Source organism: Shinella yambaruensis (assembly GCF_022899355.1).
Classification (GTDB): Bacteria; Pseudomonadota; Alphaproteobacteria; order Rhizobiales; family Rhizobiaceae; genus Shinella; species Shinella yambaruensis.
Map to the genome: position 1 here is coordinate 23126 of NZ_JALJCK010000018.1, position 16190 is coordinate 39315.

At 63.7% G+C, this 16190-nt stretch carries 11 protein-coding genes; all 11 read left to right on the plus strand.

The genetic code is table 11. The features are described 5' to 3' along the window. The first annotated feature begins 11 nt into the window (after positions 1-11). The 11 genes from MUU56_RS29415 (at position 12) to MUU56_RS29465 (ending at position 16183) form a co-directional block, all read left to right on the plus strand. The gene (locus MUU56_RS29415; protein ID WP_244770836.1) at positions 12-1079 is read left to right on the plus strand and encodes a hypothetical protein; all 1068 of its coding nucleotides are present in this window, start codon (positions 12-14) and stop codon (positions 1077-1079) included. Positions 1080-1091: 12 nt separating this feature from the next. Then, entirely contained in the window at positions 1092-2339 is a 1248-nt protein-coding gene (locus tag MUU56_RS29420) for a KpsE/RkpR family capsule polysaccharide export protein (protein WP_244770837.1), read from the plus strand. 7 nt (positions 2340-2346) lie between these two features. Continuing rightward, positions 2347-3000, plus strand: coding sequence for an ABC transporter ATP-binding protein (locus tag MUU56_RS29425; RefSeq protein WP_244770838.1), 654 nt, complete (start codon positions 2347-2349; stop codon positions 2998-3000). A 28-nt stretch (positions 3001-3028) separates the two neighbouring features. Further along, entirely contained in the window at positions 3029-4300 is a 1272-nt protein-coding gene (locus tag MUU56_RS29430) for a KpsE/RkpR family capsule polysaccharide export protein (RefSeq protein WP_245081780.1), read from the plus strand. 9 nt (positions 4301-4309) lie between these two features. Then, positions 4310-5428 carry a hypothetical protein gene (locus MUU56_RS29435; RefSeq protein WP_245081783.1) on the plus strand — a complete coding sequence of 373 codons (1119 nt, stop codon included), beginning with the start codon at positions 4310-4312 and terminating at the stop codon, positions 5426-5428. After that, entirely contained in the window at positions 5418-6215 is a 798-nt protein-coding gene (locus MUU56_RS29440; protein ID WP_245081785.1) for an ABC transporter permease, read from the plus strand. Before MUU56_RS29435 ends, MUU56_RS29440 begins: the two co-directional genes overlap by 11 nt. 6 nt (positions 6216-6221) lie before the next feature. Further along, positions 6222-8408, plus strand: a complete 2187-nt coding sequence (locus tag MUU56_RS29445) for a glycosyltransferase family 2 protein (protein ID WP_245081786.1) — start codon at positions 6222-6224, stop codon at positions 8406-8408. A gap of 340 nt (positions 8409-8748) precedes the next feature. Further along, a complete protein-coding gene (gene wecB / locus MUU56_RS29450) occupies positions 8749-9870 on the plus strand; it encodes a non-hydrolyzing UDP-N-acetylglucosamine 2-epimerase (RefSeq protein WP_317633329.1) in 1122 nt (373 codons plus the stop codon). Next, positions 9867-11168, plus strand: a complete 1302-nt coding sequence (gene wecC / locus MUU56_RS29455) for a UDP-N-acetyl-D-mannosamine dehydrogenase (RefSeq protein ID WP_245081787.1) — start codon at positions 9867-9869, stop codon at positions 11166-11168. The genes wecB and wecC overlap by 4 nt, the downstream gene beginning before the upstream one ends. A gap of 5 nt (positions 11169-11173) precedes the next feature. After that, complete coding sequence (locus tag MUU56_RS29460; RefSeq protein ID WP_245081788.1) at positions 11174-14659, plus strand: glycosyltransferase; 3486 nt, start codon at positions 11174-11176, stop codon at positions 14657-14659. 93 nt (positions 14660-14752) lie between these two features. Then, positions 14753-16183: a DUF2793 domain-containing protein gene (locus MUU56_RS29465; RefSeq protein ID WP_245081789.1), complete on the plus strand. Its 1431-nt coding sequence runs from the start codon at positions 14753-14755 to the stop codon at positions 16181-16183. The last annotated feature ends 7 nt before the right edge of the window (positions 16184-16190 follow it).

Here is a 16190-nt window from a genome sequence, read left to right on the forward strand (position 1 = left end):
GCGGCCAGCTGGTGAAATGGGAAGACGCTTTGCTGTTCAACCTCGAATTCGACCATGGCGATGTCCTTGAAGGATACCTCATCCCGGATGGTTTCTCGGACCAGCCCGCCATCCGCGTTCTCGGCGAGGAGGGGGAGCTCCTGCGGATGAAATGCGCCGAGCCGCGCCCGGCCGTCGTCCAGTCGGGGCGCCACGAGACCGGCCTCGTCGGTTTCCGCCTCGACGACACGATATTGCCGGGGCTTGCGGCCCGCCGGCTGCTGGAGATCCGCGATGCCAGGAGCGGCATCCTCGTCTATCGCCGCCCCGGGGCGCGGCACCAGATTCCCCTGAAGGTCTTCCGCATGGAATTCCAGATGCTGCCGCTGTTGAAGCTCGACCATCATTGCGGCAAGCACTTCCAGTACGATCTGACGGGCATGGAGCGCTTCGGCCAGGAGACCGCCCTGCAGGCCTTCCACCTCAATGCCGTCGATTCGATCTATCTGAGCGGCCGGCTTCATTTGCGCAATTTCGAGGAGTTCTTCGACAAGGGCTTCCAGGTGGTCGGCTATCTGCCTGATCCCTATTATGAAATGGCCAGCCGGCTCGCCCTGCTCAAGCGGCTTTCCCAGTCGCAGATCACCATCCTCGGCGAACGCGACCGGCTCGCGCTGGCGTCCGCCGCCGCGCATTTCGCGGAGGTCGCCCTCGACGACGAGCGCTCGCTCAAGAAGGCCCTGCAGACGGCAGGCCCCAGGATACGCGACGTCTTCGTCTCGCCCGCCACCCGCCAGCTCGTCCGTTCCACGCAGGACCAGCCGGTATCGCGCCGGGATGTCGCGCCTGCGATCGATCTCCTGTCGCGCTTTGCCGTGGTCGGCCAGGACGGCGCGCCGCTGCATTTCGAAAACGCGCTCGCCGAGCTGATGGGCCTGCCCCTGGAGGACATTCCTTCCGTGAGCCGGCATTCCATCCTCGATGCGATCGCCGCCCGGCTCCGGCGCCTGCCCATGGCGGAGAGCCTGCTGGAAACCGACCTGATTTTGCATCACTATGTGCGCGAGGCCGCCGCCTCGCATGCCTTCAGCGCCGAATGACGGCAGGTTCCCATGACAAAGACCAAGATTGACGAGCTTTCGAGAGCAGGACCGGTCATCGACGACATGGTCGCCGAGCAGCAGGGCGCGATCACGCCGGCGCCCTCGTCAAGGGTGGAGACCGTCGAATATTCCCGCACGCAGGACCGGCCGCAGGCCATGCCGAAAGCCGGCGGCCGAACGCCCTGGCGCCTCATCGTCTTCAGCCTGATCGTGCTCGTGCCGTTTCTCGCGAGCGTGATGTACTATGCCTTCGTGGCGGCCGACCAGTATACCGCCGAGGCCCGCTTCGCCGTCCGGTCCCTGGCGGACGAAGAGAAGGAGGACGAGAGCAACGTCAGCATCCTCAAGATGACGCCCGCGTCCCAGGATGCCTATGTGGTCACCAGCTTCATCCATTCGACCGAAATCCTCCGGCGGATCGGCGCCTATCTCGACTACAAGGCGATGTTCGTTCGCGACGGTTCGGACTTCTACGCGGAATTCGATCCCGACGATTCCGCCGAGGAGTTCCTGAGCTACTGGAACAATCAGGTCTATACGTATATCGACGGCCCGTCCGGCATCGTCGTCCTGCGTGTGCGCACCTTCAGCCCCGAGGACTCCATCAAGCTCGCAAACGCCATCCTCGAGGAGAGCGAAAAGCTCATCAACGAACTCTCGACGCGCTCGCGCAACGACATGATCGCCAGCGCCCGCGCCGAGGTCGAGCGCACCGGCAAGACCTACGGGGAGGCCCTGGCCGCGCTCAACCGCTTCCAGAAGGAATCCGGCCTGCTCAGCCCCGAGGCGCAGGCCGAACAAACCGGCAAGCTCCTCACCGGGCTCATGGCACAGAAGCTCGAACTCGACAGCCGCCTCTTCGTGATCCAGCAGTCGAACGGCATCGATTCCCCGACCTATCGGCAGCTCGTCCTCGGCAGGAGCAGCATCGAGGCCCAGATCGAGGAGCTGCGCAACCAGATGACCGGCAAGGAGGTGGAATCCTACGCCAATACGCTGAACGCCTTCGCGCGGCTCGAAACCGACCGGATGGTTGCGGAGAAACTCTACGAGGCGACGCGCCACCACTACGAGATGTCGCTGGCGGCGGCCATGCGCAAGGCGCTCTACCTCACCGTCTTCGTGCAGCCGATGCTGCCCGAGGAAGCGCTCTATCCGAGGCGGGTCATGACGCCCGCCGTCGGGCTTTTCTTCCTGTTCGTCCTCTGGGCCATCCTGTCGCTGGCCTGGGCCTCCATCGAAGACCACCGGCTCTGAGGCACACATGATCCGGTTTCGCAACGTCTCGAAGCATTTCAGGACCCAGCAGCACCGCAAGACGATCCTCGACCGGGTGAGCGTCGAATTCCTGCCGGGCTATTCCTACGGCATCCTGGGGGTGAACGGGGCGGGCAAATCGACGACGATGCGGATGATCGCCGGCACGATGCTGCCTAACAGCGGCCGGATCTGGAAGGATCTGCGGGTCTCCTGGCCGCTCGGCCTCTCCGCAGGTTTCCACCCCGCCATGACCGGGCGGGAGAACCTGAATTTCGTCGCGCGTGCCTATGGGGAGGACGTGCGCCGGGTCGCCGGTTTCGTCGAGGATTTCGCCGAGCTCGGCGACTATATCAACGCGCCGGTGCGGACCTATTCCTCCGGCATGAGCGCGCGGCTCGCCTTCGGCCTTTCCATGGCGATCGAATTCGACTGCTACCTCGTCGACGAGATCACGGCCGTCGGGGACGCGCGCTTCCAGAAGAAATGCCGTGCCGCTTTCGAAAAGCGCCGCAAGAATGCCGATATCCTCATGATATCGCATGGCATGAATACGATTAAAAGCTATTGTGACAAGGGAATGCTGCTCGTCGATGGCAGGTTGGTGGTTTTCGACAAGGTGGACGAGGCGATCGAAGCCTATTATCGGCTCAACCGCTGACAGGAACCGGCATCGGACAGGCACGGAAATGACCGAACGACTGACATACGAAGAGGACGCCCCGCGGGGGAAGGGCAGCCTGGCGGCAAGCCAGGACATGGCCACGCGCCTGTCGGCCACCGCCCGCAAGCTGCGTTTCTCCACATCCAGCCGCAGCGCCCTCTACAAGGCCGCCGGCCTGCGGCCGCAGCTGTCGGAGCGGCTCTTTGCGGCCGCCATCGTGCTGGTCACCATCTTCTACCTGGTCGTGCCAAACGCCCTTTCGATCGTCTATTTCGGCTATCTCGCCTCCGACCAGTACCAGACGGAAGCCCGGTTCACCGTCCGCTCCTCGACGCCCGCCATCGGCAAGGACCAGATGGCGAAGGTCACGGGCATTCCCAAGGCCAAGATCGTGCAGGACACGCAGATGGTCACGAACTACATCGAGAGCCGTGACATGCTCGAGCTCCTGGAGGAGGAGGTCGGCCTCAGGGCCATCTATTCGGACCCGGCCATCGACATCTGGGCCCGCCTTCCCGAGGACGCCACCATAGAGGACCGCCTCGACTACTGGCAGGACATGGTGACGACCGTGATCAACCCTTCGAGCGGCATCGTGACGGTGACGGTCCGGGCCTTCACGCCGGAAACCTCCCACAGGATCCTCGAAAAGGTCGTCTCCGCCTCAGAGGTCATGGTCAACCGGGTCAACGACCGCATGTGGAGCGATGTTACTGCGACGACCCGCGCAAACCTCGATGCGGCGACCGTCCAGCTGCGCAAGGCCCGCGAAGAGCTTCAGGCTGCCCGCAACCGCAGCGGCGTGCTGACGGTGGAAGGCAGCTCGCAGATCCTGTCCAACCTCATCAGCACCGTCGAGGGCGAGCGGCTGAAACTGCAGCAGCGCTACGATTCGCAGATCGTCTCCGTCTCGAAGAACGCCCCGCAGATGCGCGTCCTCCTGCGGGACATCCGCAGCAAGGAGGACCAGGTCGCACAGCTGCGCGCGCAGCTCGCCGGCGAAACCGCCAAGGATGCCAACCTCGCCGACATCCAGCTCGACTTCTCCCAGCTCCAGCTGGCGGAAAGTCTTGCCGTGCAGCAGTTCTCCTCGAGCGTGAAGGCCTTCGAGCAGGTCCAGTTCACGAGCCGGCAGCAGCTGCTCTATCTCGATACCTTCCTGAAGCCGCGGCCGCCGGAAGAGGCGGAATATCCAAGGCGCCTGCTGTGGATCATCGGGACCGCCATAGCGAGCCTGCTCGCATGGGGCGCGACGCTCGGCCTGCTCGGCATCCTTCGCAACCACATTGCCCATTGAAACCGCGCCATGCATCTCGGCCATACCGTACGCGAAAGACTGTACAGGGCGCTGCCGAAGCCGGCGGCGCAGCGCGCCGGCGATTTTGGCGGCAGCACCGGGATCCGCCGCCTTCTCGTCCTGACGAAGCCGGGCAATCCGAGCTTTTCCTATTATATCGAGGATCGTCTTCGCGCGCTGGCCGTACCGGCGGAGGTCCGCGCCCTTAACGCCAGGCTCGACGACCTCGATCCGCACGGGACGTTCGTGATCCTGTGCCGCTACGTCAAGCCGCGGCAGCTGCTCTGGCTGCGGCGCCATCGCCGCGCGCTTTCCGGCATCGGTCTTTTCGTCGACGACGACATTGCTGCCATGGTTGCCGCCAACGACGGGCCGCTGGACTACCGGGCCTATCTTTTCGGCATGGGCGTCCTGCCGCTGCCCCTGCTCAACGGCCTGCTCACCCATCTGTGGACCTCGACGGAGCCTCTGGCGAAAGCCCTTGCGCAAGGCGGCCTGACCGCCTCCATCCTGGCGCCGCGGCCTGGACGAGAGCACTATCGCGCAACCGGAAGCCAGCCGGCTGCGGGAGACGCCGTGCGCATGGTCTTTCATGCCACGGGCGCCCATTTCTCCGAGCACCAGTTCCTGGTCCCGATCGTTGCCGACATGCTGGCGCGCCACGCGCATCTGTCGTTCGAGGTGATCGCGGAAGGCGCGCCCATCCGATGGTGGAGCGACCTTGCGGCCGATCCGGGGCGCCTGCACATACGCACGCCCCTGCGCTGGCCGGATTATTTCCGGGAAACCGCGTCGAAACCTGCCGATATCGCCCTCGTTCCATTGCTGCCGGGCAAAACGAACGATAGGAGATCCGATACGAAGCGGATCGACGTCAGCCGCCTGCAGGCCGCCGCGATCTATGCGAACTGCGATATCTACCGGAGATGCGCCATGCCCGGCGAAATCTTCGCCGATCCCAGGCCGGAGGCATGGCGGATGGAAATCGACCGCCTGGCCACCGACCCCTTCCTCCGGCAACGGGCGCGCGAGGCGACGATGGCATCGATGGCGATCATGCGCGAAGCCTCGCAGCCGGGCTTCCCGGGCCTCACGCTTCACCAGAACGGATATAGCCATGACACGTAGCGGCAGGCCGCCGATCCTCGACGCCTTGCGCGAGAAACGCAATGTCATGACCGCCGTCATGCTGCGCGACATGCGGACACGCTTCTTCAACCACGGCCTCGGCTTCCTGATCGTCTCGCTCTGGCCGCTTGCCCATATGCTGATCCTGATCGGAGTCTATACGCTGTTCGGACGTACCGCCCCGTTCGGAGACAGCCTGCGGATATTCTTCCTCACCGGCCTTATCCCCACACTGACCTTCATGTACGTCTCCCGGTTCATGTGTCTGTCTCTCGCTCTGAACCGGCCGATGCTCGCCTTTCCCGTGGTGAAGGTCCTCGACATCATGGCTGCCCGCGCGCTCCTGGAGATCACCGCAGCTTTCCTGACGCTCTTCTTCGCTTTCACCCTCCTATTGCTACTCGGCGACAACCCCTTCCCCCGGGACCCCTTCCAAGCCTTCTATGGCTATCTGGCGCTTCTCCTGCTTGCCATCGGGGTTGGATCGATCGCGGGCGTCATCACCATGTTCTTCAGTTTCTTCGCCACGCTTTACGGGCTCTCCATGATCCTGGTCTACATCCTGTCGGGCACCCTCTTCGTCGCCTCCGCCCTGCCGGAATCGCTCGTCTATCCCCTCTCCTTCAATCCGGTTCTCCATGCGGTCGAGTGGATGCGAGTCGCCTATTACGAAGGCTACAGCGACCGGGTTCTCGACAAGGAGTATCTCATCGGCTTCGGAGTGACCTCCCTCTGCCTCGGCCTCCTCATGGAGCGGATGCTGCGCCGGATCATGCTCGAAGGCTGAGGACCCATGGCACTGCACATCATCGCCAAGAGCGACCTGCAACAGGCAGCAGGCGGAAAGCCGGATGAGTGGGAAAGCACGGGTGACGACCCGGCCTTCCATATCGTCCTGCCAATCCGCCGCAATCCCCATCTCGTCCTGTCGCTGGCCTGCGATGAGGAGGACATCGACCCGAAGATCTATGTCGATCGCGGCTTCGGCTTCCGGGAAAAGGACGCCGTAGCGATCGCCCCGGGGCGCGTCTTCCTGATCCAGGCGGATGTCGGGCGCTACGGCCTCATCCGCGCCCTGCGCGTGGATCCGGCAAGCTTTCCGACCCGGCTGACCTTTCATGCCCGCGCCTTCGGGACGGCGGCCGAAGCACAGGCCTATGCGCGCAGCCTTGCCGCCGGCACGGAGAACCAGGCCGGCATGATCGACCTCGGCCGCCTGCCGCGCCTCAAGCTGCCGGTTCCGCGCCTGTCGTTCCGCCGCCGGGCGAACCTTGCCGGCCGCTATGCCGATGCCTGCTACGCCCTGGCCGAGGCTAAGCCGCCGATGGCGCTTCCGGCCGGGGACGATCCCTGGCTCAGCATCGTCGTTCCCGTCTACAATGCCCCGGCGCGCTATCTGGACGATCTCGTCCAGTCCTTCCTGGCGCAGAAGGAGACGGGTGCCGAACTGATCCTCAGCGACGATGCCTCGACATCGCAGGAAACAAGGCGATGGCTGGCGAAGCCGCCGCCGCAGGCCACCATCAGGATCGTTCGCAATGCGGCCAATGGCGGCATCGCGCATGCGACGAATGCCGGCCTTGCCGAGACGGTCGGGCGCTGGGTGACGCTTCTCGACCACGACGACGTCATCGCCCCCCATGCGCTGCGCCTCGTCCGCGAGGCGCTCGCGCGCAATCCGGATGCGCTGTTCCTCTATACGGACGAGCTCGTCGTCGACGATGCGCTGCGGGCGACCGGGCTAATGTTGAAGCCGGCCTACGATCCCGTCCTCCTGACCGGCGTGAACTATATCAACCACTTCTCCTTCTACAGGCGGGACCGCCTTGCCGGGATCGGCAACCTGCGGACGGGCTATGACGGCTCGCAGGACTACGACCTGCTGCTGCGCTATCTTGAGGGAGCCGCGCGGGACCAGGTGCTCCACCTGCCCTATCCCGCCTATTGGTGGCGGCGCACGGGCCACACCTATTCCCGAAAGTTCCTCGATGCGGCGACGCAGGCGGCGCGAACCGCCATCGCCGACCGCTTTGCCCGCGAGGGCGTGCCGGTCCGTGTCGAGGGCGCGATCACCGAGACCCTGCACCGCGTCCTGTTCGACCGCGCCGCAACGGACTGGCCCAGGCTCTCCGTCATCATTCCGAGCCGCAACGGCTACGACCTCATCTCCCGCGTGCTGAGCGACCTCCTCGAGAAGACGGATTATCCGGCCCTGGAGGTCATCGTCATCGACAACGGAACGACCGACATCCGCGTGCTGGACCTCTACAAGTCCTATTCCGTGCGCTTCCCGGCCTTTTCCGTTCATATCGAGCCGGCAACGTTCAATTTCGCCCGTGCGGTCAACAAGGGCATTTCGCTTGCCGGCGGCGAGCACTACCTCATCCTCAACAACGACATCGAGATCATCGAGCCCGGCTGGCTGAAGGAGATGGTGTCCTGCCTCTCCTTCCCCGGAACCGGCGTGGTGGGTGCCAAGCTGCTCTACCCGAACGGCAGGATCCAGCATGCCGGCGTCATAGCAGGCTTCGGCGGGCTGGCGGGCCACTGGTACCTCAACAAGAACCGGAATTTCGGCGGCCCCCTGAACCGGCTTCATCTGCGCAATTCGATGACCTGCGTGACAGGCGCCGCCATGCTGCTTTCCGGCGATTGCGTGCGGGCCGTCGGCGCCTGGGACGAGGCCTCCTTCGCCGTCGCCTATAACGACGTGGACTATTGCCTGAGAGCCCACAAGGCGGGGTTCAACGTCGTGTGGACACCCTTCGCCTGCCTCTACCACCACGAATCCGCTTCCCGCGGCTCGGATCTTTCCGGCGAACGGCGGGCCCGCTTCGAGCGGGAAAAGCACAATCTGCAGCGCATCCACGATACGGCAGCCTTCCAGGACCCTGCAATCAACCCTGCCTATGATCGCCGGCACTCCGATCCGGCGGTGCTGATCCCGACGGCGCTCTATCCGGAGCGGCGTTGGCGATGAGCATCACGCAACGGGAGCCAGGGCCGGCACGGTTTCCGCAGCCCGGATTGAGCCTTTGACGAGAATGTTCTTCGCCACCACCAGGAAGTGCAATTTTTTGCCTATCGCCCTGCGGTTCGGTGAAATATATGCCTTCAATACAATTGAAGCAGCTGATCTGCTTGTGTCCACAGCAGTGAACTGATATGAGCACAGCAATGAAATCCGCATTGATTTCCATTGTCAGAGCAACTTCCCCTCAAATTACCCCCCTGGAGTTGAAGAGCGCATAAGTTGTTTGCCGACCTGTCATGAAGATTACATCGTTATAGTATCGAAGGTATAGTTGAGTATGCGGATAATGACTGTTTTTGGAACGCGGCCCGAGGCGATCAAGATGGCGCCGCTCGTTCTGGGGCTGGCCGCCGATCCCCGGTTCGAGGCCCAGGTCTGCGTCACCGCGCAGCATCGGGAGATGCTTGATCAGGTTGTCGACCTGTTCGGAATCGTCCCCGATTTCGACCTTGACGTCATGACCTCCGGACAGGATCTCTACGGCGTGACCGCGACCATCCTCACCGGCCTCAAATCCGTCCTGGAAACCGCGCGGCCGGACATGGTGCTGGTTCACGGCGACACCGCGACCACGCTGTCCGCAACGCTCGCATCCTATTATGCCCGCATTCCCGTCGGTCATGTGGAAGCGGGGCTGCGGACGGGCAACCTCTATTCTCCCTGGCCGGAAGAGGGAAACCGGCGGGTGACGGGCGCGCTGGCGGCGCTGCATTTCGCGCCCACCGAGACATCCCGCCAGAGCCTCCTGCGGGAGAACGTTCCGGACGAACGGATCGTGGTCACGGGAAACACCGTGGTCGATGCGCTGTTGCAGATGGTGGAGCGCCTGCGCACGGATGCCGCGCTGGATGCCGACATGACGCAGCGGTTCGGCTTCCTGGCGTCCGGCCGCCGCATGGTGCTGGTGACCGGCCATCGCCGTGAAAGCTTCGGCGGCGGCTTCGAGCGGATCTGCCAGGCCCTGCGCCGTGTTTCCGAGCGGTTTGCCGACGTGGACGTCGTTTATCCGATGCATCTCAATCCGAATGTGCGCGAGCCTGTGCAGCGCATCTTGGGCGGTGCGTCCAACATCCACCTGATCGAGCCGCAGGACTACCTGCCCTTCGTCTGGTTGATGAACCGCGCGCATGTCATCGTCACGGATTCGGGCGGCATCCAGGAAGAGGCCCCCTCGCTGGGCAAGCCGGTCCTGGTGATGCGCGACACAACGGAGCGCCCCGAAGCGGTGGAGGCCGGGACGGTGCGCCTGGTCGGCACGCAGACCGATGCCATTTTCGACTGGACGGCGCGGCTGCTGACCGACCAGTCGGCCTATGACGAAATGAGCCTTGCCCACAATCCCTATGGCGACGGCAAGGCGGTGACGCGCATCCTGAATGCGCTGGAAAGGTTCGGAGCCAACCCATGAGCAAAGCTTTCGACACGGTCTGCCTGGTGGGGCTGGGTTATATCGGGCTGCCGACGGCGGTGGTCTTTGCCCTGCGGAGCATCAATGTCGTCGGGCTGGACGTGAACCGCACGGCCGTCGACAAAATCAACCGCGGCGAGACCCATATCGTCGAGCCCGGCCTGGAAGACGCGCTGCGGCGCACGGTCACCGCAGGCCATCTGCGCGCAACGACCGTCCCCGAGCCGGCCGATGCCTTTCTGATCGCCGTGCCGACGCCCTTCCTTGAAAATGGCGGCGGACGGGATCCGGACCTCAGCTATGTCGAGAAGGCGAGCCGCTCGATCGCGCCGGTGCTGAAGGCGGGCGACCTGGTGGTGCTGGAATCCACGAGCCCCGTCGGCGCGACGGAGCAGATGGCGGCATGGCTGGCGAACGAGCGCCCGGACCTGACCTTCCCGCAGACGCACGGCGAGGCCTCCGACATCCGGATCGCGCATTGCCCGGAGCGGATCCTGCCCGGCCATGCCCTGACCGAGCTGGTGACCAACGACCGCATCATCGGGGGCATGACCGAGGCCTGCGCCACCCGGGCGCGCAACCTCTACAAGCTGGTGGTGGAAGGCGACTGCATCGAGACCGATTGCCGCACGGCGGAAATGGCAAAGCTCACGGAAAACAGCTTCCGCGACGTGAACATCGCCTTCGCCAACGAGCTGTCGCTGATCTGCGACCGGCTCGGGATCAACGTCTGGGAGCTGATCCGGCTCGCCAACCGGCATCCGCGGGTCAAAATCCTTCAGCCGGGCCCCGGCGTCGGCGGGCATTGCATCGCCGTGGATCCGTGGTTCATCGTCAGCCAGGCGCCGGAAGAGGCGCGCATCATCCGCGCTGCCCGCGAGATCAACGACGGCAAGCCGGAATGGGTGCTGGCAAAGGTGCACCAGGCCGTGGCGGAACACGTGGCGGCGACGGGCAAGCCCGCCCGCATCGCCTGCTTCGGCCTCGCCTTCAAGCCCGATATCGACGATCTACGCGAAAGCCCCGCCCTTGCCATCGCGGAGCGGCTTGCCAATGCCTATCCGGGACAGGTCGAGGTGGTGGAACCGTTCATCGAGGCCTTGCCGCCCGCCTTCGCCGGCAAGGCAGTGCTGGCGTCCCCCTCGGAGGCGATCGAATCCTGTAATGTCCTTGTCATACTGGTTGATCACAGTGCCTTCAAGGCGATCCCGGTGCCAGTCGACAGGGGAACGAAGATCATCGATACTCGGGGATTGTGGATCGGTGCGCCCCGGCACGAAGGTAAAAACCAAAGATAGAAATAATGGCTGAAAAATATCTTGGCGACGACCGTATTTTCGACAGCCTTGTTTCAGCGGCTGAATCCTTAGGCATACTTGGCAGGCCGGAATCAGCAATTGAAATTCTAAAGAATGCGGCGCTAACAAGATCAAGCGCTGAAGTATTCAAGAATATTATAAGCAAAGCCAGGCTTGTCCACGATATAGATAGCGTGGACGCGGCGGCCCGGGCGCTGAGGAAGATCCATGGCGAGGCCGGCGACGCCGAAGCGCTCCTGGCCCTGGAGCGCCTGGTCGCTGCTTCTCCCCGGCAGGAGATGCGCAGCCGCCTTCCGCGCGTTGCCGGCATCATGGATGAATTCACAACGGCAAGCTACGCGCCGGAATGCATCTATCTGCCTCTGAACCCGCGGACAGCCTGCCAGCAGATCAAGAACTTCCGGCCGGATTTCGTTTTCGTGGAATCGGCCTGGCACGGCAATGACGGCGCCTGGACCAGGATGGTCAGCACGGTTTCGGACGAATTGCGGCAGATGCTCGAATGGTGCCGGTCACACGGCGTTCCGACCGTGTTCTGGAACAAGGAGGACCCGGTCCACTACCATTCATTCCTGGACACGGCATCGCTGTGCGATCTGGTTTTCACCACGGACATCGACTGCGTTCCGTCCTACAAGGACGCGCTCAAGCACGACAACGTCTATTTCCTGCCCTTTGCGGCGCAGCCCCTCTTCCATAATCCCCTGGCGACCCTGGAGCGCAAGGATGCGTTCAATTTCGCCGGATCGTACTATCTGCGCTATCCGCAACGCCAGCGCGACCTGGCGACCATCCTGGATACGGTGGGCGGCTTCAAGCCGGTCGAGATCTATGACCGCAACCATGGCCGAGAGCATCCCGACTACAAGTTCCCGGATCGCTACCAGCCGCTCATCCTGGGGAAACTGCCGTTTTCGGAGATCGACAAAGCCTATAAAGGCTACCGCTACGGCATCAACATGAACACGATCAAGCAGTCGCAAACCATGTTCGCCCGCCGCGTGTACGAGCTGATGGCGTCGAACACGGTCGTGGTCAGCAACTTCTCGCGCGGGGTCCGCACGATGTTCGGCGACCTCGTGCTCTGCTCGGACAATCGCGGGCAGCTGGCGACGGCGCTGGAGGCCTTGACCGGGGACGATACACACTATCGCAAGTTCCGCCTGCTCGGCCTGCGCAAGGTGATGCAGGAGCACAGCTACGCGGCGCGCATGTCCTACATCCTTTCCAAGGTTCGCCGTTCTCCGGTGCAGCCGGATGACGCAAGCGTCGCCCTGTTCGCCGCGGCGCACGATGCGGATGCGGTTGCCCGGCTTGCCGCTGCATCCCGTGCGCAATCCCATAGGGATCACAGGCTCTACCTTCTGGCCCCCGGCGGCGCGCCGGAACTCACCGGGCCGCAGATATCTGCCCATGACAGCCTGGAGTCATTGGTTGCGGATGTCCTGCGCAACAAGGACGGCTTTGCGTTCTTCGGCCTGCTCCACGACCGGGATCACTACGGGGCGAACTATCTGACGGACCTCGTCCTGTCCCGGCGCTACAGCACGTCGGATGCCGTGGGCAAGGGATGCCATTTCGACCTGCGCGACGGCGAGCCACGCCTTTGCCAGGAGGAGCAGCGCTACGGCTTCGTGCAAGCCCTGCCGATGCGGGCCGCCCTGGTGCGAAGCCGGCATCTGACGGCGGAGGCGATCCGGGAGATGCTGGACGCTCCCGAAACGGCCGCCATCTCGGATCCGGGGCTCCGCCTGCTGGCGGTCGACGAGTTCAACTATTGCCGCGACGGCGCCGGCGACGGGCAGGCCGAGGCCATGGCAGCCGATCTCGACATCGCGTTCCAGGGTATAGAGCTCGATACGTTCTATTCCATCGCGGAATCGCTGAAGCCGGCCTCCCGCCGGATGCGCTCCTCGGCCAGGGCCGGGCTGACCATCCATGACATGGCCTCGAAGCTCACCGGTACCGCGCAATTGAAGGTCGCCGTCGAGGGGGACGAGCTGCGTGTGGTTTCCCGGCTGGCCAGGGACAAGCACGCCTATCTCTGGATGAGGGAATTCTACAACCGCGAAACGCTGGATCTGTTCGAGCAGAGCATGATCCATTTCCAAATGGAGAGCGACACCCAGGGTGCATCTCTGGCTTGCGAATATTACACGAATGGCCGCGAGAAACTCGGCCATACCATGTTGAAAGCCGGCGGAAGCCATGCTCTGGCGATCCCGGTGGAATGCACACGGCTTCGTTTCGGTTTTCGGGTAGCAGGTCCCGGAACACTGCGGATCGGCGGAATGTCCTTCGGCGCGGACAGGGCGATATCCCCGGTGGTGGCAGGACCTTCGGATATGCTGGTCCTGACCAAGCAGTACCCTTCCTACGAGGACCTCTACCGATACGGCTTCCTGCATAGCCGCGTCCGTGCGTACCGGCAGAACGGGGTCGGGGTCGATGTGTTCCGGCTCAATCCCGGCATCGAGAAAAGCTACGACGAATTCGAGAACATCGACGTGGCCAGCGGCGACGAGGCGCTTCTCGACGCGACGCTGGCGACGGGCCGCTACCGGCATGTCCTGGTGCATCTGCTGGACCACGGCATGTGGCGGGTGCTGGCGAAATACCTGGACCGTGTAAAGGTCACGATCTGGATTCATGGGGCCGAGATTCAAGCGTGGCAACGCCGCGCCTTCGAGTTCCCGCATATGAACCCCAAGGATATCGAGCAGCAGAAACGGCGGGCCGCCTCCTATCTGGCCCTGTGGCGCGAGGCCTTCCAGACCGAGAGCGCCAATCTGCACTTTGTTTTCGTGTCTGAAACCTTGCGCCGCGAGGCGACCGACGATGTGGGCATCGCTCCTCCGCCGGAGCGGACCTCGATCATCCATAATTACATAGACGGTGATATATTCCGCTACGACCCGAAGGATTCGGAACATCGGAAGAAGATCGTCTCGATCCGATCGTACAGCTCGCTCAAATATGCGAACGACCTGACGACGCAGACCATTTTGGAACTGTCGAAACGCCCCTTCTTTAAGGAACTTACATTCCATCTGGCGGGCGATGGGGCCTTGTTCAAGGAAACGAATGCACCGTTGCGCATGTTTGACAATGTCATCTTGCATCAGGGCTTTCTCAATCATACCGAAATTGCCGCACTGCAAAAAAGCAATGGCGTCTTCCTCAATCCGACAAGATGGGACAGCCAGGGTGTCTCGCGCGACGAAGCAATGGCTTCGGGCCTCGTTCCCGTCACCTCGGCCGTAGCGGCGGTGCCAGAGTTCGTTGACGAAAGCTGCGGCCTGCTCGCGCCGGCAGAGGATCATCTCGGCCTCGCCGCAGCGATCGAGAAACTCTATTACAGTCCGGATCTGTTCGCCCGCCTCTCCCGCGGCGCCGCCGAAAGAGTGCGCAACCAGTCCGGTTTCGAGCAAACCATCGCGCGCGAGATCGCGTTGATCAAAAGACGATAGGCGGCATGGCAATGACGGTCGGCCATCTTGGCCGTCGATCTTATCCACTGCCGGCTGCCCTGTGGGACAATAGGCTCCGAAAGGAGATCACCCATGGAAACCACCGCACATCTCGCATTGCCCTACATCATGCCCTCGCAGGCGCAGAAGCACGTCACCCATAACGAGGCGCTGCGCATGCTCGATGCCCTGGTCCAGCTTTCAGTGGCCGACCGGGTCCGGACGGTCCCGCCGCCCGCGCCCGCGGAGGGCGACCGCCACATCGTCGGGCCTTCCGCGCAGGACGCATGGGAGGGGCGGGACGGCCAGGTCGCCGCCTGGCAGGACGGCGCCTGGGCTTACTTCCAGCCCGCCGAGGGCTGGCAAGCCTGGGTGGAGGAGGAGCAGAGCCTGCTGCTGTTTAACGGCGGGCAATGGGGACCGCCCGGTGGCACGTTCCAGAACCTTGCCATGGTCGGGATCAACACCACCGCCGATGCAACCAACCGCCTGGCGATCGCCGGCGATACCGTGCTGCTCAATCATGACGGCGCCGGCCATCGGCTCAAGATCAACAAGGCCGCGCCCGGCGACACAGCGAGCCTGCTGTTCCAGACCGGCTTTTCCGGGCGCGCCGAGATGGGCACGGCCGGCGACGACGATTTCCATGTCAAGGTGAGCGGCGACGGCGCGACCTGGAGCGAGGCGATCGTCATCGATCGCGGGACGGGCGCCGTCTCCTTCCCCAATACGCACCTTCAGGGCGGGCGCGAGCGGCTTGTCGCCGACCGCATCTATTACGTCCGCACCGACGGCAGCAACGGCAATGATGGGCTGAGCAATTCGGCCGCCGGCGCCTTCAAGACCGTCCAGCATGCGATCGACATTGCTTACGGCACGATCGACCTCGGGCCGCATCACGTCACCATCCAGCTCGGCGACGGCGTCTACGACGGCAGCCTGCAGATCCAGGCGCCGCATGTCGGCTCGGGCACGATCACGCTTGCCGGGAACGCGGGCACGCCGGCCAGCACGGTCGTCGCGCGTTCCGCCCCGTTCAACTACGCGCTCCACGTCACCGGCGGCGCGGAGATCACGATAAGGGACTTCGAGATCAGGTCGGCCTCGAACACCGTGCTGGCCACCTTGGGTGGAAAAGTGCGGGTGCGCTCCGGGATGCGCTTCGGCCTGAATGCCAGCGCCAGTTCCGCGCAGCTGCTCGCCCAGACCAACGGCATCATCGATGCCGGGACCGCCAGCTATGCCGTAGTCGGCAATGCCGGATGGCACTACCGCGCCCTGATAGGCGGGGTAATCAGCGCGTCGAACGCCGTGGTCGACGTCTCCGGCCGCAATTTCGCGACGGCCTTCGCACAAGGCGAGCGGCTGGGCATCGTCAGTGCGCTCAGCGCGTCCTTCACCGGCTCGGCGACGGGCAAGCGCTACGCTGCCTTCCTCAACGGTGTCGTCTTCACGAGCGGCGGGCCGAATCTTTTCCCCGGCGACACCGCCGGCACTACAGAGAGTGGAGGGCAATATGGCTGAGTTCAGA

What these genes read in the sequence shown, in the direction of transcription:
- MUU56_RS29435 (WP_245081783.1), top strand. Translation starts at nt 4,310, where the DNA reads ATGCATCTCGGCCATACCGTACGCGAAAGACTGTACAGGGCGCTGCCG.
- MUU56_RS29465 (WP_245081789.1), top strand. Translation starts at nt 14,753, where the DNA reads ATGGAAACCACCGCACATCTCGCATTGCCCTACATCATGCCCTCGCAG.
- MUU56_RS29440 (WP_245081785.1), top strand. Translation starts at nt 5,418, where the DNA reads ATGACACGTAGCGGCAGGCCGCCGATCCTCGACGCCTTGCGCGAGAAA.
- MUU56_RS29445 (WP_245081786.1), top strand. Translation starts at nt 6,222, where the DNA reads ATGGCACTGCACATCATCGCCAAGAGCGACCTGCAACAGGCAGCAGGC.
- MUU56_RS29420 (WP_244770837.1), top strand. Translation starts at nt 1,092, where the DNA reads ATGACAAAGACCAAGATTGACGAGCTTTCGAGAGCAGGACCGGTCATC.
- MUU56_RS29430 (WP_245081780.1), top strand. Translation starts at nt 3,029, where the DNA reads ATGACCGAACGACTGACATACGAAGAGGACGCCCCGCGGGGGAAGGGC.
- MUU56_RS29460 (WP_245081788.1), top strand. Translation starts at nt 11,174, where the DNA reads ATGGCTGAAAAATATCTTGGCGACGACCGTATTTTCGACAGCCTTGTT.
- wecB (WP_317633329.1), top strand. Translation starts at nt 8,749, where the DNA reads ATGACTGTTTTTGGAACGCGGCCCGAGGCGATCAAGATGGCGCCGCTC.
- MUU56_RS29425 (WP_244770838.1), top strand. Translation starts at nt 2,347, where the DNA reads ATGATCCGGTTTCGCAACGTCTCGAAGCATTTCAGGACCCAGCAGCAC.
- wecC (WP_245081787.1), top strand. Translation starts at nt 9,867, where the DNA reads ATGAGCAAAGCTTTCGACACGGTCTGCCTGGTGGGGCTGGGTTATATC.